The sequence below is a fragment of the Massilia sp. BAP21 genome (assembly GCF_057801335.1).
In genome coordinates, this window is sequence record NZ_CM173596.1 from 3,263,996 (window position 1) to 3,288,558 (window position 24,563).

26 protein-coding genes are annotated in these 24,563 nt (G+C 64.9%); 6 read left to right on the forward strand and 20 right to left on the reverse strand.

The annotated features are described in order from the left end of the window. Positions 1-5: 5 nt before the first annotated feature. The 5 genes from ACWYRN_RS14350 (at position 6) to flgL (ending at position 6,007) form a co-directional block, all read left to right on the forward strand. Positions 6-656: a flagellar basal body L-ring protein FlgH gene (locus ACWYRN_RS14350; protein ID WP_488688263.1), complete on the forward strand. Its 651-nt coding sequence runs from the start codon at positions 6-8 to the stop codon at positions 654-656. Positions 657-679: 23 nt separating this feature from the next. Continuing rightward, complete coding sequence (locus ACWYRN_RS14355) at positions 680-1,801, forward strand: flagellar basal body P-ring protein FlgI (RefSeq protein ID WP_488688265.1); 1,122 nt, start codon at positions 680-682, stop codon at positions 1,799-1,801. A 9-nt stretch (positions 1,802-1,810) separates the two neighbouring features. After that, on the forward strand, positions 1,811-2,749 hold the full coding sequence (gene flgJ, locus ACWYRN_RS14360) for a flagellar assembly peptidoglycan hydrolase FlgJ (protein WP_305823543.1): 939 nt from the start codon (positions 1,811-1,813) through the stop codon (positions 2,747-2,749). A 68-nt stretch (positions 2,750-2,817) separates the two neighbouring features. Next, on the forward strand, positions 2,818-4,758 hold the full coding sequence (gene flgK / locus ACWYRN_RS14365; RefSeq protein ID WP_488688267.1) for a flagellar hook-associated protein FlgK: 1,941 nt from the start codon (positions 2,818-2,820) through the stop codon (positions 4,756-4,758). 25 nt (positions 4,759-4,783) lie between these two features. Continuing rightward, positions 4,784-6,007: a flagellar hook-associated protein FlgL gene (gene flgL / locus ACWYRN_RS14370; protein ID WP_488688269.1), complete on the forward strand. Its 1,224-nt coding sequence runs from the start codon at positions 4,784-4,786 to the stop codon at positions 6,005-6,007. On the opposite strand, the gene ACWYRN_RS14375 is transcribed toward flgL, so the two are convergent. The 15 genes from ACWYRN_RS14375 to fliF form a co-directional block, all read right to left on the reverse strand. Next, complete coding sequence (locus ACWYRN_RS14375; protein ID WP_488688270.1) at positions 5,995-6,657, reverse strand: PEP-CTERM sorting domain-containing protein; 663 nt, start codon at positions 6,655-6,657, stop codon at positions 5,995-5,997. The two genes, flgL and ACWYRN_RS14375, sit on opposite strands and share 13 nt — an antisense overlap. Positions 6,658-6,833: 176 nt before the next feature. Then, on the reverse strand, positions 6,834-9,221 hold the full coding sequence (locus ACWYRN_RS14380; protein ID WP_488688271.1) for a sensor domain-containing protein: 2,388 nt from the start codon (positions 9,219-9,221) through the stop codon (positions 6,834-6,836). Between the two features lie 255 nt (positions 9,222-9,476). Beyond that, the gene (gene fliR / locus ACWYRN_RS14385; protein WP_488688272.1) at positions 9,477-10,307 is read right to left on the reverse strand and encodes a flagellar biosynthetic protein FliR; all 831 of its coding nucleotides are present in this window, start codon (positions 10,305-10,307) and stop codon (positions 9,477-9,479) included. Positions 10,308-10,318: 11 nt separating this feature from the next. Continuing rightward, entirely contained in the window at positions 10,319-10,588 is a 270-nt protein-coding gene (fliQ, locus tag ACWYRN_RS14390; RefSeq protein ID WP_488688274.1) for a flagellar biosynthesis protein FliQ, read from the reverse strand. Positions 10,589-10,598: 10 nt separating this feature from the next. Then, a complete protein-coding gene (gene fliP / locus ACWYRN_RS14395; RefSeq protein WP_305823536.1) occupies positions 10,599-11,342 on the reverse strand; it encodes a flagellar type III secretion system pore protein FliP in 744 nt (247 codons plus the stop codon). Then, positions 11,332-12,075: a flagellar biosynthetic protein FliO gene (gene fliO, locus ACWYRN_RS14400; protein ID WP_488688275.1), complete on the reverse strand. Its 744-nt coding sequence runs from the start codon at positions 12,073-12,075 to the stop codon at positions 11,332-11,334. The genes fliP and fliO overlap by 11 nt, the downstream gene beginning before the upstream one ends. Further along, positions 12,072-12,491, reverse strand: a complete 420-nt coding sequence (gene fliN / locus ACWYRN_RS14405) for a flagellar motor switch protein FliN (RefSeq protein ID WP_488688276.1) — start codon at positions 12,489-12,491, stop codon at positions 12,072-12,074. The genes fliO and fliN overlap by 4 nt, the downstream gene beginning before the upstream one ends. Continuing rightward, a complete protein-coding gene (gene fliM / locus ACWYRN_RS14410) occupies positions 12,484-13,482 on the reverse strand; it encodes a flagellar motor switch protein FliM (protein ID WP_305823533.1) in 999 nt (332 codons plus the stop codon). Before fliM ends, fliN begins: the two co-directional genes overlap by 8 nt. Before the next feature lie 9 nt (positions 13,483-13,491). Then, positions 13,492-13,941, reverse strand: a complete 450-nt coding sequence (gene fliL / locus ACWYRN_RS14415) for a flagellar basal body-associated protein FliL (RefSeq protein WP_488688278.1) — start codon at positions 13,939-13,941, stop codon at positions 13,492-13,494. 361 nt (positions 13,942-14,302) lie between these two features. Then, entirely contained in the window at positions 14,303-15,574 is a 1,272-nt protein-coding gene (locus tag ACWYRN_RS14420) for a flagellar hook-length control protein FliK (protein WP_488688280.1), read from the reverse strand. 7 nt (positions 15,575-15,581) lie between these two features. Continuing rightward, entirely contained in the window at positions 15,582-16,022 is a 441-nt protein-coding gene (gene fliJ, locus ACWYRN_RS14425) for a flagellar export protein FliJ (RefSeq protein WP_305823530.1), read from the reverse strand. 35 nt (positions 16,023-16,057) lie between these two features. Then, entirely contained in the window at positions 16,058-17,461 is a 1,404-nt protein-coding gene (gene fliI, locus ACWYRN_RS14430) for a flagellar protein export ATPase FliI (RefSeq protein ID WP_370663700.1), read from the reverse strand. After that, positions 17,461-18,207: a flagellar assembly protein FliH gene (gene fliH / locus ACWYRN_RS14435; protein ID WP_488688282.1), complete on the reverse strand. Its 747-nt coding sequence runs from the start codon at positions 18,205-18,207 to the stop codon at positions 17,461-17,463. The genes fliI and fliH overlap by 1 nt, the downstream gene beginning before the upstream one ends. 17 nt (positions 18,208-18,224) lie before the next feature. Further along, positions 18,225-19,226 (reverse strand): flagellar motor switch protein FliG, encoded by a 1,002-nt coding sequence (gene fliG, locus ACWYRN_RS14440; RefSeq protein ID WP_305823528.1) that lies wholly within the window; start codon positions 19,224-19,226, stop codon positions 18,225-18,227. Further along, the gene (fliF, locus tag ACWYRN_RS14445; RefSeq protein WP_488688285.1) at positions 19,223-20,947 is read right to left on the reverse strand and encodes a flagellar basal-body MS-ring/collar protein FliF; all 1,725 of its coding nucleotides are present in this window, start codon (positions 20,945-20,947) and stop codon (positions 19,223-19,225) included. Before fliF ends, fliG begins: the two co-directional genes overlap by 4 nt. Positions 20,948-21,145: 198 nt before the next feature. Between fliF and fliE the strand changes: the two genes are divergently transcribed. Beyond that, entirely contained in the window at positions 21,146-21,550 is a 405-nt protein-coding gene (gene fliE / locus ACWYRN_RS14450) for a flagellar hook-basal body complex protein FliE (protein WP_488688287.1), read from the forward strand. A gap of 30 nt (positions 21,551-21,580) precedes the next feature. On the opposite strand, the gene ACWYRN_RS14455 is transcribed toward fliE, so the two are convergent. The 5 genes from ACWYRN_RS14455 to fliS are packed head-to-tail and all read right to left on the reverse strand — an operon-like array spanning position 21,581 to position 24,550. Further along, a complete protein-coding gene (locus ACWYRN_RS14455; protein WP_488688289.1) occupies positions 21,581-22,339 on the reverse strand; it encodes a flagellar brake protein in 759 nt (252 codons plus the stop codon). Next, positions 22,323-22,721 (reverse strand): EscU/YscU/HrcU family type III secretion system export apparatus switch protein, encoded by a 399-nt coding sequence (locus tag ACWYRN_RS14460; RefSeq protein ID WP_488688291.1) that lies wholly within the window; start codon positions 22,719-22,721, stop codon positions 22,323-22,325. Before ACWYRN_RS14460 ends, ACWYRN_RS14455 begins: the two co-directional genes overlap by 17 nt. Then, positions 22,718-23,734, reverse strand: a complete 1,017-nt coding sequence (locus tag ACWYRN_RS14465; protein ID WP_488688292.1) for a flagellar hook-length control protein FliK — start codon at positions 23,732-23,734, stop codon at positions 22,718-22,720. The genes ACWYRN_RS14460 and ACWYRN_RS14465 overlap by 4 nt, the downstream gene beginning before the upstream one ends. Positions 23,735-23,780: 46 nt before the next feature. Then, entirely contained in the window at positions 23,781-24,119 is a 339-nt protein-coding gene (locus tag ACWYRN_RS14470; protein WP_488688294.1) for a flagellar protein FliT, read from the reverse strand. Further along, a complete protein-coding gene (gene fliS, locus ACWYRN_RS14475; protein WP_305823521.1) occupies positions 24,119-24,550 on the reverse strand; it encodes a flagellar export chaperone FliS in 432 nt (143 codons plus the stop codon). Before fliS ends, ACWYRN_RS14470 begins: the two co-directional genes overlap by 1 nt. Positions 24,551-24,563 lie beyond the last annotated feature (13 nt).

The window sequence follows — 24,563 nt, forward strand, 5'->3', positions numbered from 1 at the left end:
CAACCATGAAGAAAATCGCTTTCATCGCCACGTTCTCCGTCGTCATCGCCGGCTGCGCCACCACGCCCAGCTCGATCGTGCAGGAAACGCGCAGCGCCCGTCCGGCCCTGGCCGAAGTCGCGCCGCCGCTTGATGGCGCCATCTACAACGCCGCGCGCTACCGCCCGATGTTCGAAGACCGCCGTGCGCGCCAGATCGGCGACCTGTTGACCATCAACATCGTCGAGAAGACCTCGGCAAATAAAGCCGGCACCAGCTCGGGCAACAAGACGGGCAGCGCCAGCTTCGGTCTGCCGGGCCCGCTGCAATCGAAACTGGGCGCGAACGTGGCCACCGAAGGCGGCATCAAGTTTGCCGACGGCGACAACCAGAGCGCCAGCAATGCCTTTACCGGCACCATCGGCGTGACCGTCACCGAGGTGCTGTCGAACGGCAACCTGATCGTGGCCGGCGAAAAGCAGGTGGCGATGAACAAGGGCATCGAGTTCATCCGCTTCTCGGGCATGGTCAGCCCCGACACCATCCAGAACGGCAATGTCGTGTCCTCGACCTTGGTGGCCGATGCGCGCGTGGAATACCGCACCAGCAGCCAGCTCGACCGCGCCGAGATGAACTCGATGATGTCGCGCTTCTTCCAGTCGCTGCTGCCGTTCTAAGTCTTTCTGATTCCGGAGTGATCATGCGTTTGAATTTCCCGCTGCTGGCGCTGTGCGCTGCCCTGACCGCGACGTCTACCTTCCTGGCGCCGCTGGCGCATGCCGAGCGCCTGAAGGACATGACCAGCATCGCCGGCGTGCGCCAGAACCAGCTGTCGGGCTATGGCCTGGTGGTGGGCCTGGACGGCACCGGCGACCAGACCAGCCAGACCCCGTTCACCGTGCAGTCGATCATCGCCATGCTGCAGCAGAAGGGTGTGAACCTGCCGCCGACCGGCCAGCTGCAGCTGAAGAACGTCGCGGCCGTGATGGTCACGACCTCGCTGCCGGCCTTCGCCCAGCCGGGCCAGAACATCGACATCACCGTGTCGTCGATCGGTAACGCGAAAAGCCTGCGCGGCGGTACGCTCTTGATGACCCCGCTGCACGGCGCCGATGGCCAGGTCTACGCCATGGCCCAGGGTAACGTGCTGGTCGGCGGCGTGGGTGCCTCCGCCGGCGGCGGTGCGCAAGTCCAGGTGAATCACCTGTCGGTCGGCAAGATCTCGGCCGGCGCCACCGTCGAGCGCGCGGTCGCCTCGAACCTGGGCGAAAACAACCAGATCCGCCTGGAGCTGAACAACACCGACTTCGCCACCGCCAGCCGCGTGGTCGAGGCCGTGAACAACCAGTTCGGCGCCGGCACCGCCACCGCCCTCGACGGCCGCGTGATCCGCGTGCGCACCCCGGCTTCGTCGGATGCCCGCGTCAGCTTCATTGGCCTGCTGGAAAACATCGATGTCAAGCCGGCCGCCGCCGCCGCGAAAGTGATCCTGAACGCGCGCACCGGTTCGGTGGTGATGAACCAGGCCGTCACGCTCGACACCTGCGCCATTTCGCACGGCAACCTGTCGGTGACGATCGGCGCCGACACCAACGTCAGCCAGCCGGCGCCGGGTTCGCGCGGCCAGACCGCGGTGACCACCACGCCTAGCGTGGAAATCAAGCAGGACCCGGGCAAGGTGCTGCTGGTGAAAGGCGGCGCCTCGCTGGCGGAAGTCGTGAAGGCCATGAATTCGATCGGCGCTTCGCCGCAAGACCTGCTGGCCATCCTGCAGGCCCTGAAAGCCGCAGGTTCGCTGCGCGCCGAACTCGAGATCATCTAAGGACCCGCCATGATCGGTAACAGCCCATCCACGAACGACCTGAGCAGCAAGTTCGCGCTCGACGCGCAAGGCCTCGGTTCGCTCAAGCAGTCGGCGAAAGCCGGTTCGCCCGACGCCCTGAAGGGCGCGGCGACCCAGTTCGAAGCCATGTTCATCAACCAGATGATGAAGAGCATGCGCGACGCCACCCCGCAGGATGGGCTGATGGACAACCAGCAGACCAAGATGTTCACCTCGATGCTCGACCAGCAGCTGAGCCAGAACCTGGCCAAGCGCGGCATGGGCCTGGCCGACGTGCTGACCCGCCAGCTGTCGGTGCAGACCGACGCCAAGGCGCTGGCCATCGGCAGCGAAGCCTCGACCACGGTCGGCCGCGACGGCGTGGCCGCCGCGCTCGAGATTCCGCTGAAGCCAAAAGCCGGTCCGCTCAAGGAAGGCCTGGACGCGGGCCTGCAGACCCAGGGCATCAGCGCCAGCGGCCGCACCCAGGCGCCGCACGTGCAGGCCTTCCAGGAAAAGCTGGGCGCCCACGCCGCCGCGGCCGAACAGGTCACCGGCGTGCCGGCCAAGTTCATGCTGGGCCAGGCCGCGCTGGAAACCGGCTGGGGCAAGCGCATGATCCGCAATGCCGACGGCACGAACAGCAACAATCTGTTCGGCATCAAGGCCGGCCCTGGCTGGAAAGGCAAGGTCGCCACCGCCGTGACCACCGAATACGTGAACGGCGTCGCCCAGCGCCGCGTGGAAAAGTTCCGCGCCTACGACACGCCGGCCGACTCGTTCAAGGATTACGCGCGCATGCTGGCGAACAATCCACGTTACGAAAAGGTCATCAACAGCGCAGGCAGCCCCGAAGCATTTGCCCACGGCCTGCAGCGCGCCGGCTATGCCACCGACCCGAACTACGGCCACAAGCTGAGCAAGATTATCAAGAACTCACTGGCATGACGACATACGCAAGGCGTTCAAGTTTCGACGCAACTTGCCGTAAAAGACAACATCAATAGAGAAACGACATGTCCGGAAACCTTCTCAGCATCGGCAAGACAGGCTTGTACGCGGCCCAGGCCGCGCTCAGCACGACTGGCCACAACATCACCAACGCCAATGTGGCCGGCTACAGCCGCCAGGGCGTGGTGCAGGCCACGTCGACCCCGGTCGAGACCGGCTCCGGATTCGTTGGCACCGGCACCAAGATTGCCGAAATCAAGCGCTACAGCGACGATTTCCTGAACACCCAGGTGCGCACCGCAGGCGCCAGCAAGGCGTCGTTCGACACCTATTACGCGCAGATCAGCCAGGTCGACAATTTGCTGTCGAATACCACCTCGGGCCTGTCACCGGCGATGCAGAACTTCTTTGCGGCAGTGCAGGACGTCAGTGCCAACGGCGGGTCGGCAGCGTCGCGCCAGTCGCTGCTGTCGGCAGGCGCCTCGCTGGCCGGCACCTTCCAGCAGATTGACATGCGCCTCGAGGAAATTGATGCCGGCGTCAATACGCAGATCGAATCGAACGTCACCCTGATCAATTCCTATGCCCGGCAAATCGCAGACCTGAACAACAAGATCGCCGGTTATGGCACAGGCAGGCAGCCGAACGACATGCTCGACCAGCGCGACCAGCTGGTGACGGAGCTGAACCAGCACGTCAAGGCGACCGTCACGGTCGGGAACAACAATGCCCTGAACGTCTCGATCGGCAATGGCCAGCCGCTCGTCATGGGCCAGCAGTCGTTCCAGCTGGCGGCGTTGAAGTCGCCGACCGACTTGTCGCGCGTGACGGTAGGCTATGTTACCGGCGACAAGACGGTGGCCTTGCCGGAAAATGCGCTGGCCGGCGGCGAGCTCGGCGCCTTGCTGGAGTTCCGCACGAACACGCTGGACCGCGTGCAGAACGCGGTCGGCCGCCTGGCGATCGGCCTGGCGACCAGCTTCAATGACCAGCACAAGCTCGGAATCGATCCGGCGCGTGCACAGGGCCAGGATTTTTTCAGGACGGGCCAGGCCTACGTGGCGGCGGCCGTGACCAACGTGCGGCCGGCCACGGCGGCTGTCGATGCCGCCATCGCCGACCCGGCGCTGCTTACCGACAGCGACTACCGGGTGGAGACGGACGGCAGCAGCTTCTACGTCACGCGCCTGTCCGACAAGGAGCGCACCAAGGTCGATCCCTATGATGCGAACGGCACGACCTTCAGCAAGGACGGCGTGGATTTCCATTTTTCCGGCACCCCGATCGCCGGCGACAGCTACCTGGTGCGCCCGAGCGCCAACGGTGCGTCGAGCCTGCAGCTGGCGCTGTCGGACGTGAGCCAGATCGCCGCCGCCGCGCCGCTGGCGACCGCGGTTCCGCAGTCGAACAAGGGAAGCGGCCAGATCAGCGCCGGTAGCGTCGACGCCGGCTATTTCGCGGCGCCACCGGCGCTGCCCGTGACGCTGAGCTACACCGGCGGCATGCTGTCCGGATTTCCCGATCCGGCCGCGGTGACCGTCGATGGCAAGGCGGCCGAGCCCGATGCCGACGGCAATATCGCGTTCAAGGCCGGCGCGACCTACAGCTTCAATGGCGTGAGCGTGAAGCTGTCGGGCGCACCCATGGATACCGACAGCTTCAGTATCGCTGCCAACACCGGCGCCAGCGCCGATACCCGCAACATGCTGGCGCTGGCCGGGCTGCAAACGAAAAACATCCTGAATAATGGCAGTGCCACGTTCCAGTCGGCATTTGCCCAGACCGTCAGCTCGGTCGGCAACAAGACGCGCGAAGTGCAGGTCAGCGCGAGCGCGAGCGAGGCGCTGTTCAAGGAAGTGCAGGCCTCGGCCGAGAATGTTTCAGGTGTCAACCTGGACGAGGAAGCGGCGAACCTGATGAAGTACCAGCAGGCTTACCAGGCCGCCGGCAAGGTGATGCAGATTGCCACCAGCATCTTCGACACCTTGCTGTCGATCGCACGCTGAACCCGGAACGCAAGCGGAGCACACCATGCGCATCAGTACCCGAACCATCTATGAAAACGCCACGAATCAGCTCAACTCGCTGCAGTCGCAACTGGCGAGGACGCAAAACCAGCTGTCGGCCAATACGCGCATCCTGACCGCGGCCGACGACCCGATCGCTGCGGCGCGCGCGCTCGAGGTGACGCAGTCGCAGTCGCTCAACACCCAGTACGCCACCAACCGCAACAGCGCCAACAGCGCCCTGGCCCTGGTGGAGCAGGCGCTGAACGAAGGCGGCAACCGGGTGATGGATGTGCAAACCTTGCTGGTGCAGGCCGGCAATGGCGCGCTCAACAAGAGCGACCGCGAGAAGATCGCCGGCGAAATCGAGGCGCGCATGCAGGATCTGCTGGGTGTGGCGAACAGTACCGACGGTAGCGGCCATTATCTGTTTTCCGGCTACCGCAGCACCACGGTACCGTTCGTCGAGGTCGAGGGCGGCGCGGACTACCAGGGCGACCAGGGCCAGCGCATGCTGCAAGTGGGCGCCTCGCGCACCCTGGCCATCAGCGAGACCGGCAATGCGGTGTTCGAAGGCGCACGTACCGGCAACGGCAGCTACCAGACCGTCATGGCCGCGGGCAACAAAGGCTCGGCGGTGGCCACCAGCGGGTCGGTGGTCGATCCTTCGCTGCTCAATGGTCATGCGTACACGCTGTCGTTCCAGCAAACCGGAACGCCGGCCGCGACCACCTATACCGTGACCGACAATACGACCGATCCGCCGGAGCAGCTGGTCAGCGGCAAACCCTATATCGAGGGCCAGAAGATCACCGTTGGTGCGGTGTCCTTCGACGTCAAGGGCAGCCCTGCCGACGGCGACAGCTTCGAGGTCAAGCCGTCGCAAAAGGAGTCGGTGTTCGCGACGCTGTCGAACCTGGTGACGGCCTTGCGCACGTCGACCGACGACGAAGCCGGCCGCGCGGCACTGACCAACAAGCTGACGGTGGCCGGTGAAAACCTCGGCTCCGCGCTCGACAATATCCTGTCGGCGCGGGCCTCGGTCGGTTCGCGGATGAAGGAAGTGGACTACCTCGAGAGCGCCGGCGCCGACCTGGGCGTCCAGTACGCATCGACCCTCTCGAAGCTGCAGGACCTCGACGTGGTCAAGGCCATTTCGGATTTCTCGACCCAGCAGTCAACCTTGCAGGCAGCCCAGGTGTCGTTCAAGACCATGTCGGGGCTGTCGCTGTTCAATTACATCAGCTGATTGCGGCGGCGGCGAGCGTAAGCGGCGCCCAGCATCGCCACGCCGAACAGGGCCAGGCTCGATGGTTCCGGCACGTCGGCAGCGATGTTCGAGCCGTTGAGTCGCAGGCTGGCGCTGCGCAGGGTGAAGTCGCTCACAACCCACGATTCGTCGTAGAACGACAGGTAGAACTTGCCGCTGCTGGCGATGTTCGAGAACACATCAGCGTGGCTGGCAGCGTCGATGTGGAAGGTCTGGCTGATGACAGTGTTGCTTTTGGTCATGCTCATCAGGTTGCTCGAAACATGATCGGCCTGGTCGCCAACGCCCACGAACCAGTTTTCATAGGTTTTCGTCTTGCCGAGGCTGAAGAAGTCATTGGTATTGCTGAAGCTTAACGTCAGGTCGAAGCTGTCGATGCTTTTGTAATCGATCGTGCTGAAATCGAATTCGTCGTTGAACTTGGTGCAGCCCGACGCCGTATCCTTGACGGTGACTGCGTTGCCCGTCACTTTGTCGCAAGGCTTGCGTATGCCGGTATTCGGGTTGACATTGCCGTTCGCGCTGCCGTAGTTCTTGTCGACCGATCCTAGCTCAATAACACTTGCATTGGCGGAAGCCGCAGCGGCGAGCAGCAGGGCAGGAAGGGCGCGCTTGATCATTGCTTTCATTATTTCTCCAGTTGGTACAGGTATCGAAAAGGACTTCCTTACCTGTTAGGCAAACATCGTGCCAACTGGAAATTATCTTGTAAATTCAGAAACTTAGATTCTTTGTCGCTTTTTTAAAGTTACACAGTGTAAAGAATTTCGACAAAGAATTAAAATTTTCGATATGCCAACTGTATTTACGATGGCAATCTGTCGTCATTGCATACCATTTCTTGCAATTTTTCTTGCGACAGCGCGGCGCTGAAGTAATAGCCCTGCATCTGGTCGCAATGATGGGCACGCAGGAACGCGAGCTGCTCGAAGGTTTCCACACCTTCGGCAATGACCTTCATTTTCAGGTTGTGGCCGAGCGCGATGATGGCGCGCGTGATCACGGCATGGCCGTCGTGCAGGCCGCCGCCCAGGAAGGACCGGTCGATCTTGATGAAGTCGACCGGGAATTTCTGCAGGCGGCTCAGGCTCGAATAACCGGTGCCGAAGTCGTCGATCGACAGGCGCACGCCCAGCGTCTTCAGTTCGGCCAGCGCCTCCGTCGCCTCGGCTGGCCGGTCCATCAGCTGGCTTTCCGTCACTTCCAGTTCCAGCATGTGCGGGTCGACCCCGTGGCGCTTCAGCACCTCGGCCAGGTGGCGTGCAAACTGGCGCTGGCGTAACTGCCGCGCCGACAAATTCACCGAAATCACGAAGTCGTCGATGCCGAGCGCGCGCAAGGCTTTCAGGGCGCCGCATGCCTCGGCGATCACCCACTCGCCCAGCGGCACGATGAGGCCGGTTTCCTCGGCTACGGGAATGAATTCGTCTGGGGAAATCATGCCTTGTTCGGGATGGCGCCAGCGCACCAGGGCTTCGGCCCCGACCACCTTGCCGGTGCGCAGGTCCACCTTCGGCTGGTAGCCGAGCATCAGTTCGTCGTTGCGGATGGCGCGGCTCAGGCTTGCCTCCAGCATCAGGTGCTGGTGCACGATCTGGTTCAGCTCCGCCGTATAGAACTGGGCATTGTTCTTGCCCAGGGCCTTGGCGTGGTACATGGCGGCATCGGCGGCGCGTATCACGCGGTCGACGCTGTCACCGTCGAGCGGGAACAGGCTGACGCCGATGCTGGTGCCGGGCACGATTTCGCGGCCGGCCACGTCGATCGGCGCGCGCACGCTGCGGCGGATGCGCTCGACCAGGTCGGCCACATGCTCGGCGCTGGGCTGGTCGTTGATCACCAGCACGAACTCGTCGCCGCCGACGCGCGCGACCGTGTCGTGTTCGCGCACGTTCGCTTTCAGGCGGCTGGCAATTTCTTGCAGCACCACGTCGCCGGCTTCGTGGCCGAAGTTGTCGTTGATGTGCTTGAAGTTGTCGAGGTCGAGAAAGGCCAGCGCACCCAGCACCCCATATTCCAGCGCATGGTCGATCGCCTGCTTCAGCTGGTCTTGCAGCAGGGTGCGGTTGGCCAGGCCGGTGAGCGGGTCGTGGTGGGCCAGGTGGTGCAGGCGGCGCTCGTAATAGCGCGCTTCGGTGATGTCGTTGATCACCGCCACGAAATGCGTCACCTCGCCATCGATGTTCGTCACCGGGTCGATGCGCAGGTCGTTCCAGAACACTTCGCCGTTCTTGCGTACGTTGCGCAGCACCGAGCGCACGCTTTCCTTGTGCACGAGCGCATCGTGGATGCGCCTGTGTTCCGACACGTCGCAGCCTTCGATGCGCATGAAGCGCGGGTTGCGGCCCTTGATTTCCGCCAGCGTGTAGCCGGTAATCTGCTCGAAGGCGGGGTTGACGTATTCGATCTTGTTGTCGCCGCCTTCGCAGCAGGTGATCAGGATCGCGTTCACGCTCGAGAACATCGCGCGCTCGCGCACCCGCAGCCCCTGCTCGGTGCGCTTGCGTGCCTCGATGTCGAGCCCGGTGCCGAATACGCAGGGCAGGCTGCCCAGGCTGGTGCGCGCGCAATGGAACAGGAAGGTGGTGCGCTTGCCGTGCTTGCTGATCAGTTCGGCTTCGTGCGAGGAACTGCCGTAGTCGAACGCGTCCAGGATCTTTTGCACGATCATGGGCCGCTCTTTTTCGTCGAAGAAGAACTTGACGTTACTCGTCGGCAGCTCCTCGCTCGACATTTCCAGCGCTTCTTCAAGCTGGTGGTTCCACAGCAGCAGGTGGCCGCTCTGGTCGATCACATAGAACACGCAGGGCAGGCCTTCGATGATGTCGGCCACCGGCAAGTCCTGGATCAGCGAATAGCGCGGCGGGCTATGGCCGTTGCGCGGAATGACGATCACGCTGTAGGCGCCGGGCTGGCCCGGATCGTAGGATTGCGGCGCCACCGTCACGCGGATCGGCAGGCGGTGGCCGTTGGCGCACAGCAGGAAGCCGACCGATTCGGCATCGGCGCGCGCCGCCATCGACACGCCGCCGCCGGCGCCATCGTCGTCGAACTCGACCACGCGGTCCAGGGTCTGGTGGCGGATGTCCGACGCTGTGTAGCCAGCGAGCATTTCGCAGGCCCGGTTCCAGCTCGTGATGACGCCGGCGGCGTCGACCACGAAGACGGCAAGGGGCAGGGGTGAGAGATTCAAGCGATTCTCCTGGACCGCCGCGCAGGTGCAGTGCGGCGCTTACCATGTATTTACAGTCCATGATACCGCTTTGATCAGGTGTGCGCGCGGACATGTTTCTGGCGTGCGGACGGACAATCAAGCAGCCGTGTCGGAATGGCAGGCCCCGCTGTCCTGCACACGGTCGGTATCGAGGGTCTGCACGTCACAGGCAGGCGCGCCAGCCTGTGCCTGTCGCGTGCGATGGCTGGTCCTGTGTAAGCATGGGCTCGACGGCTAAGGCAGCGCCCGCGGCCCGGTTGCCGGCGCAGGCCCCGGGGGGCGGTCGGCGGCGGTCCGCGCGAGCCGCCGCCCAGCCTCGATTCCCTCGTTGAACAGGTTGACGATCGGCGTACCCAGGTAGGGCAGGCTCAGGCTCAGGGTCAGGAGCCCGACCCCGAGCGTAACCGGGAAGCCGATCCCGAAAATGTTCAGCTGCGGCGCCGCCCGGGTCAGGATGCCGAGCGCGACGTTGACAATCAGGATCGCGGCGATGATCGGTAGCGCCAACTGCAGCCCTGCCGAAAAGATGCGCGAGCCCAGGCGCACCAGTTCCAGCGGTGCCGCCAGCGACAGGGGCGTGGCCGAGATCGGCAGGCTGGCAAAGCTTTCGGACAGGGCCGCCAGCAGCACCAGGTGCGCGTTCACGGCGAGGAAAGCCATGGTCGCGACCATCGACATGAACTGGCTGATCGCCGCCGAGCGGCCATGGGTGGAGGGGTCGAAGAAGGAAGCGAAACCGAGACCCATGGTGGAACTGGCCAGTTCCCCCGCATACTCGAACGCGGCGAAGACCAGGCGCATGGAAAAGCCCATCGCCAGCCCGATCAGCAGCTCCTGCACCAGGATCAGCAGGCCGGCGTACGACATCGGATCGAGGGCGGGCAGGGCCGGCACCGTGGGTGCGATCACCAGCGCAAGCAGCACCCCGAGCACCACCTTTGCCGACACCGGCACGCTGGTATGGCCGAACACCGGGGCGGAGGCGACCAGCCCGAGGATGCGCGTCAGGGGCCACAGCAGGCCCGCGATCCAGGCATTGATCTCGCCCGATGTCAGGGTCAGCATCGAACGCGAACCTAGCCGACCATGCCGGGAATCCCGGTGAAGACCTGGCGCATGTAGTCGAGCATGACCGACAGCATCCACGGCCCCGCCACCACCAGGGCGATGAACACGCCGACCAGTTTCGGAATGAAGGAAAGGGTCGCTTCGTTGATCTGAGTCGCGGCCTGGAAGATGCTCACGACGAGGCCGATGATCAGCGCCACCAGCAGCAGCGGCGCCGACACCAGCAGGGTGATTTCCATGGCCTGCTTGCCGAGGGTCATGACGGATTCCGGAGTCATCGCCGCCTTCCTAGTTGAAACTCTGGGACAGCGAGCCCAGCAGCAGTTGCCAGCCGTCGACCAGCACGAACAGCATCATCTTGAACGGCAGCGAAATCACGGCCGGCGACATCATCATCATGCCCATCGCCATCAGCACCGAGGCCACCACCATGTCGATGATGAGGAAGGGGATGAAGATGGCGAAGCCGATCTGGAAGGCCGTCTTCAGCTCGCTCGTGACGAAGGCCGGGATCAGGACGCGCAGCGGCACGTCTTCCGGGCCCTGCAGGGCCGGCGTGCGCGAGATCTTGGCGAACATGGCGAGGTCCGACTGGCGCGTCTGCTTCAGCATGAAGTCCTTCAGGGGCGCGGCGCCGCGGTTCATCGCCTCCGTCATCTGGATGCGGTTTTCCTGCAGCGGCACATAGGCCTCGGTATAGATCTTGTCGAAGGTCGGCCCCATCACGAACAGGGTCAGGAACAGGGCCAGGCCGACCATCACCTGGTTCGGCGGCGCGGTCTGGGTGCCGATCGCCTGGCGCAGTAGCGACAGCACGATGATGATGCGGGTAAAACTCGTCATCATCAGCAGCGCGGCCGGCAGGAAGGTAAACGCCGTCATCAGGAGCAGCGTCTGCACCGGCAGCGAGTACTCGGTGCCGCCGCCCGGGGCGGGGCTGGTGGTCAGGGCGGGAATGCCCGGCTGGGCCAGCGCCGCCAGCGGCAGCAGGGCGGCCAGGCCGGCGACCAGCAGGAATGTCTTATGTCGCATTGCGTTTGTCGATCGTCTTTTTGAGCCAGTCGGAAAAATTCGTGACCGGCAATGTATCGGCGGCCAGGGTGGCGCCCGATTGTACGCCAGCCTCCTGCCGCGGCATCGTGGCGAGCGCGTTCACGCGCCCCGGCGAGGCGCCGACCACGATCCACTGGTTGCCCACTTCCACCACCATGATGCGTTCGCGTCCGCCGATGTTCAGCGCCCCGACCAGGCGCAGGTTGGCGGAATTGCCGGTGAGCCTGGGCCCCCAGCGCTTGGCCGCCCAGGCCAGCGCCGCCAGCAGGCCCAGCACCAGCAGCAGGGCGAAGATGGTCTGCATCAGCATGCCGGTGGAGGGAACGTGGGCGGGCTGGGGAATCGTCGCGGGCCGTGCCGGGGTGCCGGGGATGGCGGCCGGGGCCGCGGGGACGACGGTGGCGGGCGGGTCGTTCACCGGGTTCTGCGCCGTGGTCGGCACTTCGCCGACGGTGGTGGCGCGTTCCGGCGGCACGATATCGACCTGGGCGTCGGAGGAAGCCGGCGCGCTGGCCGGCGCAGTGGCCGATGAGGCGGCCGGCGCTTGTGCAGCAGGCCTTGCCGATGCGGTGGCCGCCGGCGCCTGCGCCGAGGCCGCCAGCGGCAGCCAGCAGGCCGCCGCCAGCATCGCGCTCGCCCCGCACCCGCGCAACAGGGACAATTGCGGACATCCATGTCCGGTCATGCGGGCGAGGGCAAGCGTGGGCATCATTTATTCAATTTTCTGATCCGTTCCGATGGCGTGATGATATCAGTCAGGCGGATGCCGAACTTGTCGTTCACGACCACGACCTCGCCCTGGGCGATCAGGCAGCCGTTCACCAGCACGTCCATCGGTTCGCCGGCCAGGCCGTCGAGCTCGACGACCGAACCCTGGGCCAGTTGCAGCAGGTTCTTGATCGCGATTTTCGTGCGGCCCAGTTCGACGGTGAGTTGCACCGGAATGTCGAGGATGAAGTCGATGTCATTCGGCGTTTCCGGACGCGGACTCCGGGTACCGAAGTCCTGGAACACGGCGGCCGTGGCGGCCTGCTGCTTCTGCAATGCGGCGGCTTCGGCAGCGGCCTGCTCGGCTATCGCGGCACCCCAGTCGTCGTCGAGGTGTTGATCGTCCTGGTTGTCAGACATGGTGTTTCTCCTGATTGAAGCTGTCGGTATTTGCCAGCAATTTCTCGACTTTCAGTGCATATTGCCCATTCGCGACGCCGTACGTGCATTCCATCACGGGCACGCCGTCGACGGTGGCCTGGATGGTGTCGGGAACGGAGATCGGAATGACGTCGCCGATCTTCATGTTGAGGATGTCGTCGAAATTCGCCTTGCCATGGCCGAGTTCGGCCACCAGTTCGACCTCGGCGATCTGGATCTGCTGCGTCATCAGGCGGATCCAGCGTTTGTCCACTTCGAGCGCCTCGCCCTGCAGGCTCGACGTCAGCGCATCGCGGATCGGCTCGATCATCGAGTAGGGCATGCAGAAGTGGATCTGGCCCGATACCGGCCCGAGCTCGATGGTGAAGGTGGACGATACCACGACTTCGTTCGGGGTCGCGATGTTGGCGAACTGGGTGTTCATCTCCGAGCGGATGTACTCGAATTCGATCGGGTAGACCGGTTCCCACGACTTGCCGTAGGCCTCGAACACGATGTCCAGGATGCGCAGGATGATGCGCTGCTCGGTCTGGGTAAAGTCGCGGCCTTCCACGCGGGTGTGGAAGCGGCCGTCGCCGCCGAACAGGTTGTCCACCAGCAGGAATACCAGGCCCGGATCGAAGACCATCAGCGCGGTGCCGCGCAAGGGCTTCATGTGGATCAGGTTCAGGTTGGTCGGCACCACCAGGTTGCGGATGAATTCGCTGTACTTCGACACCCGCACCGAGCCCACCGAGACCTCGGCGCTGCGGCGCAGGAAGTTGAACAGGCCGATGCGCAGCAGCCGCGCGAAACGCTCGTTGATGATCTCGAGTGTCGGCATGCGGCCGCGCACGATCCGCTCCTGGGTCGCCAGGTTGTAGGTGCGGACTCCCGAGGTGTCTTCAGGCGCGGAGATGTCGTCCTGATCGCCGTTGACCCCCTTGAGGAGGGCATCGACTTCTTCCTGTGAGAGGAAATTATCGGCCATGATGTTTCTTTACTGGATGATGAACGAGGTGAACAACACGTCGGAGACTTCCTGTTCGTCGCCTTCTTCTTCGAACGGCACTTGTACCACGGCCTTGATCTCGGACGCCAGCTGCTGCTTGCCTTCGACGGTGCTGATCTCGGACGCCTTCTTGCCCGACAACAGCAACAGCACGCGGCTGCGCACCTTGGCCATGTTTTCCTTGATCAGGGCGCTTTGTTCCGGGCTATTCACCTGCAGGGTAAACTGAACCTGCAAATACTGGTCGCCGTTCTCGGGCTGCAGGTTCACCACGAACTGTTCCACCGGAATGTACTCGGCCTTCTGGGCTTCCTTGGCCTTCTTCTTTTTCTTCGGCGCTTCTTCGTGGGCCTCGGCATCGCCGCTGCCGTGCAGGAAAAACCAGCCCGCGCCGGCGCCGCCGCCCAACAGGAGCACGCCCGCGATCGCGATGATCATGAGCTTCGTCTTCGACCGACCGGCTGGTGCTGCCGCGTCTGCGTTCGGGTCGGCCTTCGTTTTCGGATTCGCTTTCAAGATGCCTCGTGCCAAATGGGTTGCGTAATTATGGCATTATCGAGAAAAAGTGCGCAGCGGCAAGCCTTGAAAAGAAAGGGGAAGGTGGGCTATCTCGGGGTTTGTCATCCGCCATCGGCCGATGCGGAAAGGCGTAGGGTGGACGGCTCCGCCGTCCACGCGTCGATAGTTAACGGCAAGATCATCGCACGCGGGGCCGATAGCGATCACGATCGACGCGTGGACGGCAAGCCGTCCACCCTACAGCCGCAAAAAAACGGCCGCGCAAGCGGCCGCTGTTCGATCAGGCGAAGGTGTCGACGGCCCCGGCGCCACCGAGGATGCTGGTGCGCTGGCGAGGCGTCACTTCGGCCACGGCGCTATCGCCGCCGCCAGCACCGCCGCCGTTACCCGAGCGCCCGGAGCCTTGTTGGCCCTGCTGCTCGTTACCATTATTCCCCGAATTCACGCTCGCATTCCCCAGCGCGATCCCGCTCTCGCTCATCATCTCGCGCAAGCGCGGCAGGGAGTTTTCCAGGGCCTGGCGCACCTCGAGCTGTTGCGACGAGAAGGTCACGCTGGCCATGTCGTTCGACACGTTCAGCACCACCTGCACCGGGCCCAGGTCCGGCGGGTTCAGTTCCAGCGTCGCGCTCTGCTCTTCGCCGCCCACCATCCAGATCACTTTCTGGCCGACCTGGTTATCCCAGGCGGGCGTGCCCACGCGCGCGCTCAGGCGGTCGGTCGGCACGGCGCCCGCGGCCTGGGCGTTTTGCAGGGCGTTCGTCTGTGCCACCAGGTTGGTAAAGGTTTCCGGCGCGGCCGTTTCCTTCAGGGCGGCCGTGCTGTCGTGCAGCCTGGCGGCGAACTGGCCGGCGTCCGCCTGCTCGCCGGCCTTGCCCAGCTCCATGGCGCGCAGGTCGATGCCCTGTGCCGCCTTGTCCTGGCCGTCGGCCGCTGCCGCCAGGGCATTGGTGTCGAGCTTGATGGCAGGCTCGCCTTCGAAGCCCAGCTTGCCCTTCAGGCCGGAACTGGCGCCGCCGGCGGCGCCGGTATCGAACGCCGGCGTGGCTTTCGCCGCCGCCTGCGGCTGGCCCAGGCTGGCCAGCATGGCGAGCATGTCGGTGACCGAATCGGCCGCCTTGCTGTCGCCCTGCGCCCCTTCCTCACCTTCGCCGCTGTCGGTAGCGGCCTTGGTGTCGGTGCTGGCCTGGGCGGCATCAACCTTGTTGGCGCCGTCTGCCTTGGCGCTGTCCCTGGCCGGTTCTTTCGCGGCTTCGCGTGCCGGCGCCCTGGCTTCGTTGGCGGCTGGCTTGCCGGCTTGCGCCTGCGGTTTCGCCACAGCTTGCGGCTGGGCCGGCTGCGGCTGCATCTGCGGAGCCGGTTGGGCTTGCACCTGCGCCTGGCGCTGCTCCAGCTGGCGCTGCTCGATCTGACGCGTCAGCGTGGCGCCGAAGTTCACCCCGTCGGTGTTCAGCACGGCATTGCCGCGCATGTTCTGCGGTTGAGCATTCAAGCCGTTCAGGCCGTTCGCGCCATTGGCCTGGAACGCAAGGGAAGTGGTGTGCATCGTCATGATTCGTTCAACGTTGGTTGCGGACGGTACGCGCAGCGTGGTCATCCATCATTTTCTGGTCGCGCTTGTCGGCGATCTTCTGGGCTTCAGCCAGCGCACGCTCGTTCAGCGTGCGGTAGGACAGTCGCTTGCGCTCGCTTTCCTGCCAGGCTTTCTTTTCCTGGTCGCCCTTGTACTTCGCGTGTTTCACGACTTCGGCCTGGCCATTGATCGCGTTGTCGAGCTTGCCGACAAAGGCGACAAAGTTCTGGTAGGCGAAGGGCGTGATGCCTGCCATCTGCTGCTGGTCCAAGCGGTTCGCGTAATCGTCGCGGTAGCCGAGCAGCATCTGGTACTTCTGCTCGGCTTCTTCGACCGCCTTCAGCGCGGCGCCGAGACGCTTGGCCGCGTCGTCGGACTCGCGCTGGGCCAGTTCGATCAGGGTTTCAAGGGCGGAGGTATTTGCCATAATGGATTAGTATATCCACGCAGCAACCATGCCGATCAGCTGAACAGAGAGGTTAATTGCCCCAAGCTCTGGTCCAGGCCGGTGTTTTCGAAGATTTCCTGGCACAGGAATTCCTCGATCTTTTCGTTCAGCGCAATCGCCTGGTCCAGCACCGGATCGCTGCCCGGTGCATACGCGCCCACGCTGATCAAGTCGCGCGAGCGCTGGTAGCGCGAATACAACTGTTTCAGTTTGCGCGCCGCCAATTGGTGCTCGTGCGTGGTAATGCCGTGCATGGCGCGGCTGATCGATTGTTCGATGTCGATGGCCGGGTAGTGGCCGGCTTCGGCCAGGTGGCGGTTCAGCACGATGTGGCCGTCGAGAATACCGCGCGCCGCATCGGCGATCGGGTCCTGCTGGTCGTCGCCCTCGGACAGCACGGTATAGAAGGCGGTGATCGAGCCGCCGCCCTCCAGGCCGTTGCCGGCACGTTCCACCAGCACCGGCAGCTTGGCGAACACCGAGGGCGGATAGCCCTTGGTGGCCGGCGGCTCGCCGATCGCCAGGGCGATCTCGCGCTGGGCCATCGCATAACGCGTCAGCGAATCCATGATCAGGAGCACGCTCTTGCCCTTGTCGCGGAAGTGCTCGGCAATCGCCGTGGCATAGGCCGCGCCCTGCAGGCGCATCAGCGGCGGGCTGTCGGCCGGAGCCGCCACCACCGCCGAGCGCGCCAGGCCTTCCGGCCCCAGGATCTGCTCGATGAATTCTTTTACTTCGCGGCCCCGCTCGCCGATCAGGCCGACCACGATGATTTCCGCCGTGGTATAGCGCGCAATCATGCCCAGCAAGACCGATTTACCGACACCGGTACCGGCGAACAGGCCCAGGCGCTGGCCGCGGCCCACGGTCAGCATGGAATTGATGGCGCGCACGCCCACGTCCAGGGTGTCCTTGATCGGCGCACGGTCGAGCGGGTTCACGGGGCGGGCATTGATCGGCGCCATGTCGTTGGTGCCGAGCGGCCCCTTGCCGTCGAGCGGGCGGCCGGCGCCGTCGACCACGCGGCCCAGCAGTTCGATGCCGACCGGCAGGTGGCGCGCGCGGTCGCTCGGGCGGCGCCGCGGGTGGGCCACCGTGCCCGGACGCGGCACCGGCGTTTCCACCGGAAACACGCGCGAACCCGGCACCACGCCTTCGACATCGCTTTGCGGCATCAGGAACAAACGGTCGCCCTCGAAGCCGACCACTTCGGCCTCGATCTTCGTGCCGCTCGACAGCGGGATGGTGCAGGCGCTACCGACAGCCAGGCGCAGGCCCACGCACTCCATCACCAGGCCGGCCACGCGCGTGACGCGGCCCGACACCTGCATCGGCTCGACAAAGCCGAGCAGGGCGTCGCAATCGGACAAATACGATTTCCAGCGCGCCGTGTGGCGATCAAGCGTGGCCGTCGTCATCAGCCCAGCCACTCCACGTTCTTGCCCAGCGCATGCGACAGGCGGGTCCAGCGCGCCTGGGCCGTGGCATCGATCTGGTTGCTGGCGGTATCGACCTTGCAGCCGCCGCGCGCCACCTGCGGATCGGCGACCAGGCGCCAGCCGCCCTTGTCGATCTCGTCGCCCAGGCCGGCGCGCACGATCTCGATGTCGTCCGGATGCACGGCCAGCACGGCAGGCTGCTGCAGCACCGGCAGGTATTCGATGGCTTCGCGCACGATCGGGATGATGATTTCCGGGCGCACTTCGAAAGCGGTGCGCACCATCGAGCGCGCCAGGTGCAGGGCCAGGTCGAGCACGTCGGAGGCGATGCTGTCGTCGGCCTGCGCCAGCGCCGTGGAGAAGCTGGACGCCACCGCGCGCAGGCTCTCGATGTCGGCCGACGCTTCCAGGCGGCCCTGTTCCAGCGCCTCGGCGTGACCGGCCGCGTAGCCGGCGGCGCGGCCTTCTTCCAGCCCTTCGGCATGACCCTCGGCGCGCGCCGCTTCGCGCAGCGCTTCGAGCTCGGCGGCGGTTGGCAACTGAAGTTGAGGGACTGCCGCCGCGGCGGCAACGCCTTGGGCTGGCGCTCGTGCCGCTGCCGCCGCGGCGGCAGTTGCCTTTTCCCGCTCCTCGGCCGCGATGCGGGCTGCCAGCGTGCTCGGGCGCTGGTCGCCGAAGGAGTTCATTTCCCAGCGCTTGAAGGCGCCTTGCGTGTCTTTGTTCATCGTCGCAGTTTAGCCGATTAGACGAAGGAGTCCTCGCCCTTGCCGCCCAGCACGATCTGGCCTTCGTCCGCCAGGCGGCGCACGATCTGCAGGATCTGCTTCTGCTGGGCTTCCACTTCCGACAGCCGCACCGGACCCTTCGACTCCAGGTCTTCGCGCATCATTTCGCTGGCGCGCTGGCTCATGTTCCTGAAGATCTTTTCGCGCAGGTCCTGCGAGGCGCCTTTCAGGGCGATGATCAGCATGTCCGACTGCACTTCGCGCAGCAGCAGCTGGATGCCGCGGTCGTCGATGTCGATGATGTTGTCGAACACGAACATCTCGTCCATGATCTTCTGCGCCATGTCGTTGTCGTAGTTCTTGATGTTTTCCATCACCGCGCTTTCCTGCTCGCCGGCCATGAAGTTCAGGATCTCGGCCGCCGTGCGCACGCCGCCCAGCGACGACTTCTTGATGTGCTCGTTACCCGACAGCAGCTTGGTCAACACGTCGTTCAGCTCGCGCAGGGCCGCCGGCTGCACGCCGTCCAGGGTGGCGATACGCAGCACCACGTCGTTGCGCAGGCGGTCGGTGAAGTGGCTCAGGATCTCGCAGGCCTGGTCGCGCTCGAGGTGGACCAGGATGGTGGCGATGATCTGCGGGTGCTCGTTGCGGATCAGTTCCGACACCGACTGCGCGTCCATCCACTTCAGGCTTTCGATGCCCGAGGCGTCCTTGCCGCCCAGGATACGGTTCAGCAGCACGGCCGCCTTGTCGTCGCCCAGGGCCTTGGTCAGCACTTCGCGGATGTACTCGTCCGAGTCGAGGCCGACCGTCGAGTGGGCATCGGCTTCGTCGCGGAAGCTTTCCAGCACGTTCACCACCTGCTCGTGCTGGACCGCCTTCATCGAGGCCATCGCCGCGCCCAGCTTCAGCACTTCGCGCGGGCCGAGGAACTTCATGACCTCGGCCGCTTCTTCCTCGCCCATGGCCAGCATCAAAATGGCCGCTTTCTGGATACCGTCTTGTTTGTCGCTCATTGTTCCGACCCCACCCATGCCTTGATCACGTTTGCCACGATGCGCGGATCGTTACGCGCCATCTCTTTTGCCATCGCCAGGTTGGCGCGATAGCTGCGTTCCCGCGGTTCTTCTTCCGGAGGCAGCGGCATCCCGTCCGGACCCAGGGCCGGCTTGCCGCCGCTGCCCAGCTCGACGGTGCTGCTGCCGTCGTCGTCGTCGCTGTCTTCGCTCTTTTCCTTCTCGTCTTCCGGCACGGCGGTCACTTCGTCGAACTTGTTCATCACCGGCCGCAGCAGCGGACGCAGGATGCGGAAGTACAGGAAAGCCAGGATTGCCGCAATCAGCAGGTACTTGCCCACTTCCATTGCCAGCGGCAGGTTGGAAGGGTCCTTGTACCAGTCCGGGCCGGCTTCGTCCGGCTTGTCGACACCTTCGAACGGGGCATTCGCCACGTTCAGGGTATCGCCGCGCGCTTGCGAGTAACCCATCGCCTGCTTCACCAGCTCGTTGATCTGCGCCACTTCGGCAGCCGGCAGCGGCTTGACGGTGACCTTGCCGGTGGCCGGATCGACGGTACGGCGGTAATTCACCACCACACCCACCGTCAGGCGCTTGATGCCGCCCATCGGACGCTGCTCGTAGCGGATCGTCTTGTCCACTTCGTAGTTGGTGGTCGCATCCTTGCGGCTCGGGCCGCTCTGCGCCGGTGCTGCACCCGGCGCACCAGGAGCGCCCCCTTCAATCGGCGCGGTCGCCACGCCCGGCGGCTGGTTCGACAGCGCCCCCGGGATGCCGTTGGCGTTGCCGCTCGACGGGCCGGTCTGTTCCGAGGTCTGCTGGCTGCGGATCGCCTGCGGTTCCGGCGGCGAGTTCGGCTTGTACATCTCGGCGGCGGTGTCGACCTGCGCGAAGTCCACTTCGGCGGTCGCTTCGGCGCGCACATTGCCCTTGCCGACGATCGGCGAAATCAGCGATTCGACCTGCTTGATGATGTTCTGCTGCACCTGCTCGACGTATTTCAACTGGCTGGCGTCGAGCTGCTTGCCCAGTCCACCGGCCTTGGGCTGTTCCGACAGCAAATTACCGTTCTGGTCGACCACGGTCACGTTGCCGATGGTCAGTTCAGGAATGCTCGATGCCACCAGGTGCACGATGGCGCTGACCTGGCCCGGGTCGAGGGCGCGGCCCGACTGCAGGTTCAGCAGGACCGAAGCGGTCGGCTTTTGCTGGTCGCGCACAAAGACGGACGGCTTCGGCAGCGCCAGGTGGACACGGGCGCCGGCCACCGAACCGAGCGACTGGATCGAACGGGCCAGCTCGCCTTCCAGCGAGCGCTGGTAGTTCACCTGCTCGACGAACTGCGACACGCCCAGTTTCTGGTTTTCCAGCAGCTCGAAGCCGACGTTGCCACCCTTCGGCAAGCCTTGCGCTGCCAGCTTCAGGCGCAGGTCCGGCACTTGCTCGGCCGGCACCAGGATGGCGCTGCCGCCTTCCGAGAACTTGTACTTGACGCCCATCTGGTCGAGCGAGGCGGTGATGGCGCCGCCGTCCTTGTCGCTGTAGTTGGCGTACAGGACGCGGTAGTCCGGAGTCTGGCTCCACATCCAGAGCGCGACGACGACGGCCAGCACGGCCGCCACGCCACCACCGGCCACCACCTTCTTGCCCATGGGGGTTTTATGGAAGGGTTGCGGCTGGGCTGGGGTGTCGATCAGTTCGTCAGCAGTCGTGGCGGCCATGTGCTTGTCCGTGAGGGGGAAAGAAATCAGGAGCAGATTATGAAGCCGTAGAGCAACATTCAAACCCCGGAACAAGAGGGGCTTTCCCCTCCTGATCGGCGCCATTTGTTGCGCGCGCGCTGGTATTCTGACAGCCTGAAATTGCCTGTTTGCATTTTATGCACGGGCAGGCACGATAATGCGGACTGAGGAGAACCCATGAGCATAGGCGGCATCGGCGGCATCGACAGCAGCCGCATCGAGTCCATGATGAACCAGCTGAAGGCGGCGGCCAGCAAGCCGGCCGCGCCGTCGCTGGGCGCTGGCGCGGTGGGCGGCCTGGGAGGCATGGGCGGGCTCGGCAAGGCAGCGGGCGTCGCCGCCAACGAAGGCGCCTCGAAGGTCAGCTTTTCCGACGCGCTGAAGAATTCGCTGGAACAGGTGAGCAATTCGCAAAAACATGCGGAAGAGCTGGGCCAGAAGTTCGCGCTGGGCGACGACAGCGTGAGCTTGTCCGACACCATGATCGCCATGCAAAAATCAAGCATTGCTTTCCAGGCGACGGTACAGGTACGCAACAAGCTGGTGTCGGCCTATCACGAAATCATGAACATGCAGGTGTGATTCTGCCGGCGGGGGAAGGTGGCCGGCGTTTCAGGCCAGGCCCGCCAGGCGCGCATTGCGTTCGCGTTCGAGCCTGGTGATGTAACGCTGCAGCGCCGCCATGTCGGTACGCGGCATGTCGGTGAACATGCAGCCGACGCGGCGGCTGGTCTTGTTGTTGAGCATGGTGAGTTCGATGGCATTGCGCACCTGCAAAGTGGTGTGCACGAAACCGGCGTCGGGCAACTCGATGCGGCAGCCGTCGAAGCTCTGGCCTACGATCGCATTCAGGATCATCTTGTTGTCGAGCAGGGCGAGGCCGCCGGCGCCGATGTCGCTCAGCGGGAAGCTGGCATCGCCGCCGCCGAGTTCCGGGGGCGTGGGGATGAATACCTGCACCGGGTTGCTCACCGGCGTGGCCACGCGGTAGAACTCGCGCCGCTGCAGGCGGATCAATGCCTCCGGGAGTTGGGCGGCCAGCGCCGCCGCGCCAGCGAAGGCGCGCTCCTGCAAGCCGGCAGCGCGAAACAGGATGCGGATCTTGTCGAGATAGGTTTCGCACATCACCTGGCCGGCGCGCAGGATGCGTTCGTTCTGCTCGCGGTCGATCGACCGGTCGAGGATGAGCGCGCCGCGTTCTGCATCGACCTCGAGCACCGAGGTAACGCAGACATCGGCCTCGCCCTTGATCTTCATCCGTATCAACTGCTTTTTTTCGCCGATCTGGCGCAGCAGCGCGATGATCTCCTTGCGCGAGCGTACTTCGTAATCACGCCAGTCATCCGAGTCCGCATCATGTATTGCTTGCATCTTGTTCCGCCGGTCTTGCAGGTGAGTCGATGAAGAGTGCGCTGTCGGGCGGGGCGGAAAGCGGCCAACCGTGCTGTTGCGCTGTCTCAATATGATATAGCCATGCCAACAGTTCCGCAATTGCGCGGTACAGGGCGGGCGGAATCTGGCCGTCGAGATCGACGTCCATCAGCAGCGCGACCAGTTCCTTCGATTCGTGGATGAACAGGCCGGCTTCCTGCGCCTTTTCGATGATGCGCCCGGCCACCAGTCCGCGTCCCTTGGCCACCACGGTTGGTGCGCCGGCGCCGGCCGTGTAGGCCAGGGCGACCGCGCGCTGCTGGCGCGCGCCGTCGCTGCCGCCGTGCTTGGCCTGGCCGTCATCGTGCACCCTGTCCTTCATGGGGCGCTCCTGGTACGGATGTGCAGCACGGCCAGCTCGCCGCCTGCCGCGGCCAGCGCGTCTTCCAGGCGCGCTGCGCCCGCGCGCAGCGGACCCAGCGCGCCGTCGTCTACCTGCAGGTCGATGCGAACCTGGCCGCCGCGCAGGCTCACGCGGGCCTGCACTTCGCCGAGTCCGGCAAAGCGCAGGCGCAGGTCGCTGTGCCAGGCTGTTTCCTGTTGCGCGGCGTCGCGCCCGCCGTCGTCCTGGCCCGCTTCCCGCGCTACCTTCCATTCGAATGGCTGGCCCGCAGCGAGTTGACCCTGCCACGCGACCTGTCCTTGTTCATGGCTGGCCAGCTGCATGTCGATCAGACGCGCCAGGGCCGGGTCGGTGGGTGGGGTACCGGCCGGCTTGTGTGCTTGCGGCTCGGTCATGAGTTCGGCCAGTGCGCGCTTGCCCTCGCTCCATTCGGCCACGTGCGATTCGTAGAACAGGCCGCTTTTCGAGATGGCGCCTTGCAGCCGGGCGGCAAGCTGGGCAGGGTCCGGAGGCCCTGGCGGCAGCAGTGGCGTGGTGCCGGCAACGGCCGTGCCCTGGCCCGTCGCGCCCTGCAGTACCTGCGCCAGCAGGCGTGCGCCCGGGCTCAGGTCGGCGGCACCGGCGCCTGCCAGCGCGCTCGCCAATGAGGCCGCGGAGGCGGCCCCGGCGCCGGGCAGCAGCGGGCTGGCTTGCAGGGTGGTATTGCCGAGCTGGAAGGTCGGCTGGGGCGAGGCCGCCAGCACTTTCATCGGCAGTGTGGCCCCGGGCTGGGTGCCGGACGGCAGCGCCATGCGTACCGCCGTGTCGGCCACGCGCACCATGAAGCTGCCGTCGCCGAGGCGGGACAGCACCGTGACCGGTACCTTGCTGCCCAACATGGTCGCCAGCGAGCGCTGGAAGGCTTCGGTACGCGGATCGCCCGTGCGTTCGGGCGCCGCCACCGGCTGCGCCGGCAGCGGCGCACTGACGCCCGGGCCCGAAATCCGTTCCACCATCGCTCAGCCTGCCGCTGCGTCGGTCATGGCGCCGGCCGCCGTGTCAGACGCTGCCGTAGGCGCCGGCCAGGCGGCGCTGGGCGCCGGCATTGCCGAGCAGGGCGGACAAATGGGCAAGCCATGGCATGGTCAGGTCGCGGATGCGCTGGTCATCGGCAAGGATGCGCCGGATGCAGTCGGCCTTGGCCTGGCGCCCGGCCGGGTCCAGCTCCTTGCCCTGGCCATTTTTTTCACAACCTCTGAGGGTGTCGATGTGCGCCGCGCATTGGCGTTCGAGTTCAGCCAGGCGGTCCCAGTCGCCGGCTTCGGCGGCGGCAAGCATGCGCCCGCCAAGCGCGGCGACGGCGGCATATTCGGACAGCACTTCCTGGCCCGTCATCATCAGGCGCCTCCGGCACGCGCCGGCGCGTCGGCCGCCGCCGGCTGTCCGCCGATCCGGGTCCAGCTTTCGCGCAGGCCGGACAGCAAGGTCTGTACTTCGTCGAGCAGCGCGGACTTGTTGTGCAGGTTGGCGCTGAGCAGGCGGTCGGACATGTAGGCGTAGAGCGCGTCGAGGTTGGCGGCGATGTCACCGCCGGCTTTCTTGTCGAGGCTGGCGCGAAGGCCATTGTCGATGATCGACAGCGCCTTCGAGATGGCGGCACCCTTTTCGGCGACACGGCCAGCTGCCATATGGACGCCTGCGCTCCTGATCGCCGACAGGGCGCCGTCGTACAACATGACGATCAACTGGTGGGGAGAGGCGGCGATGACTGAAGTTTCCAGGCCTACTTTCGCATAGGCGTGCACGCCACGCTGCGTTGATCCGAACATCGGGTTCTCCAAA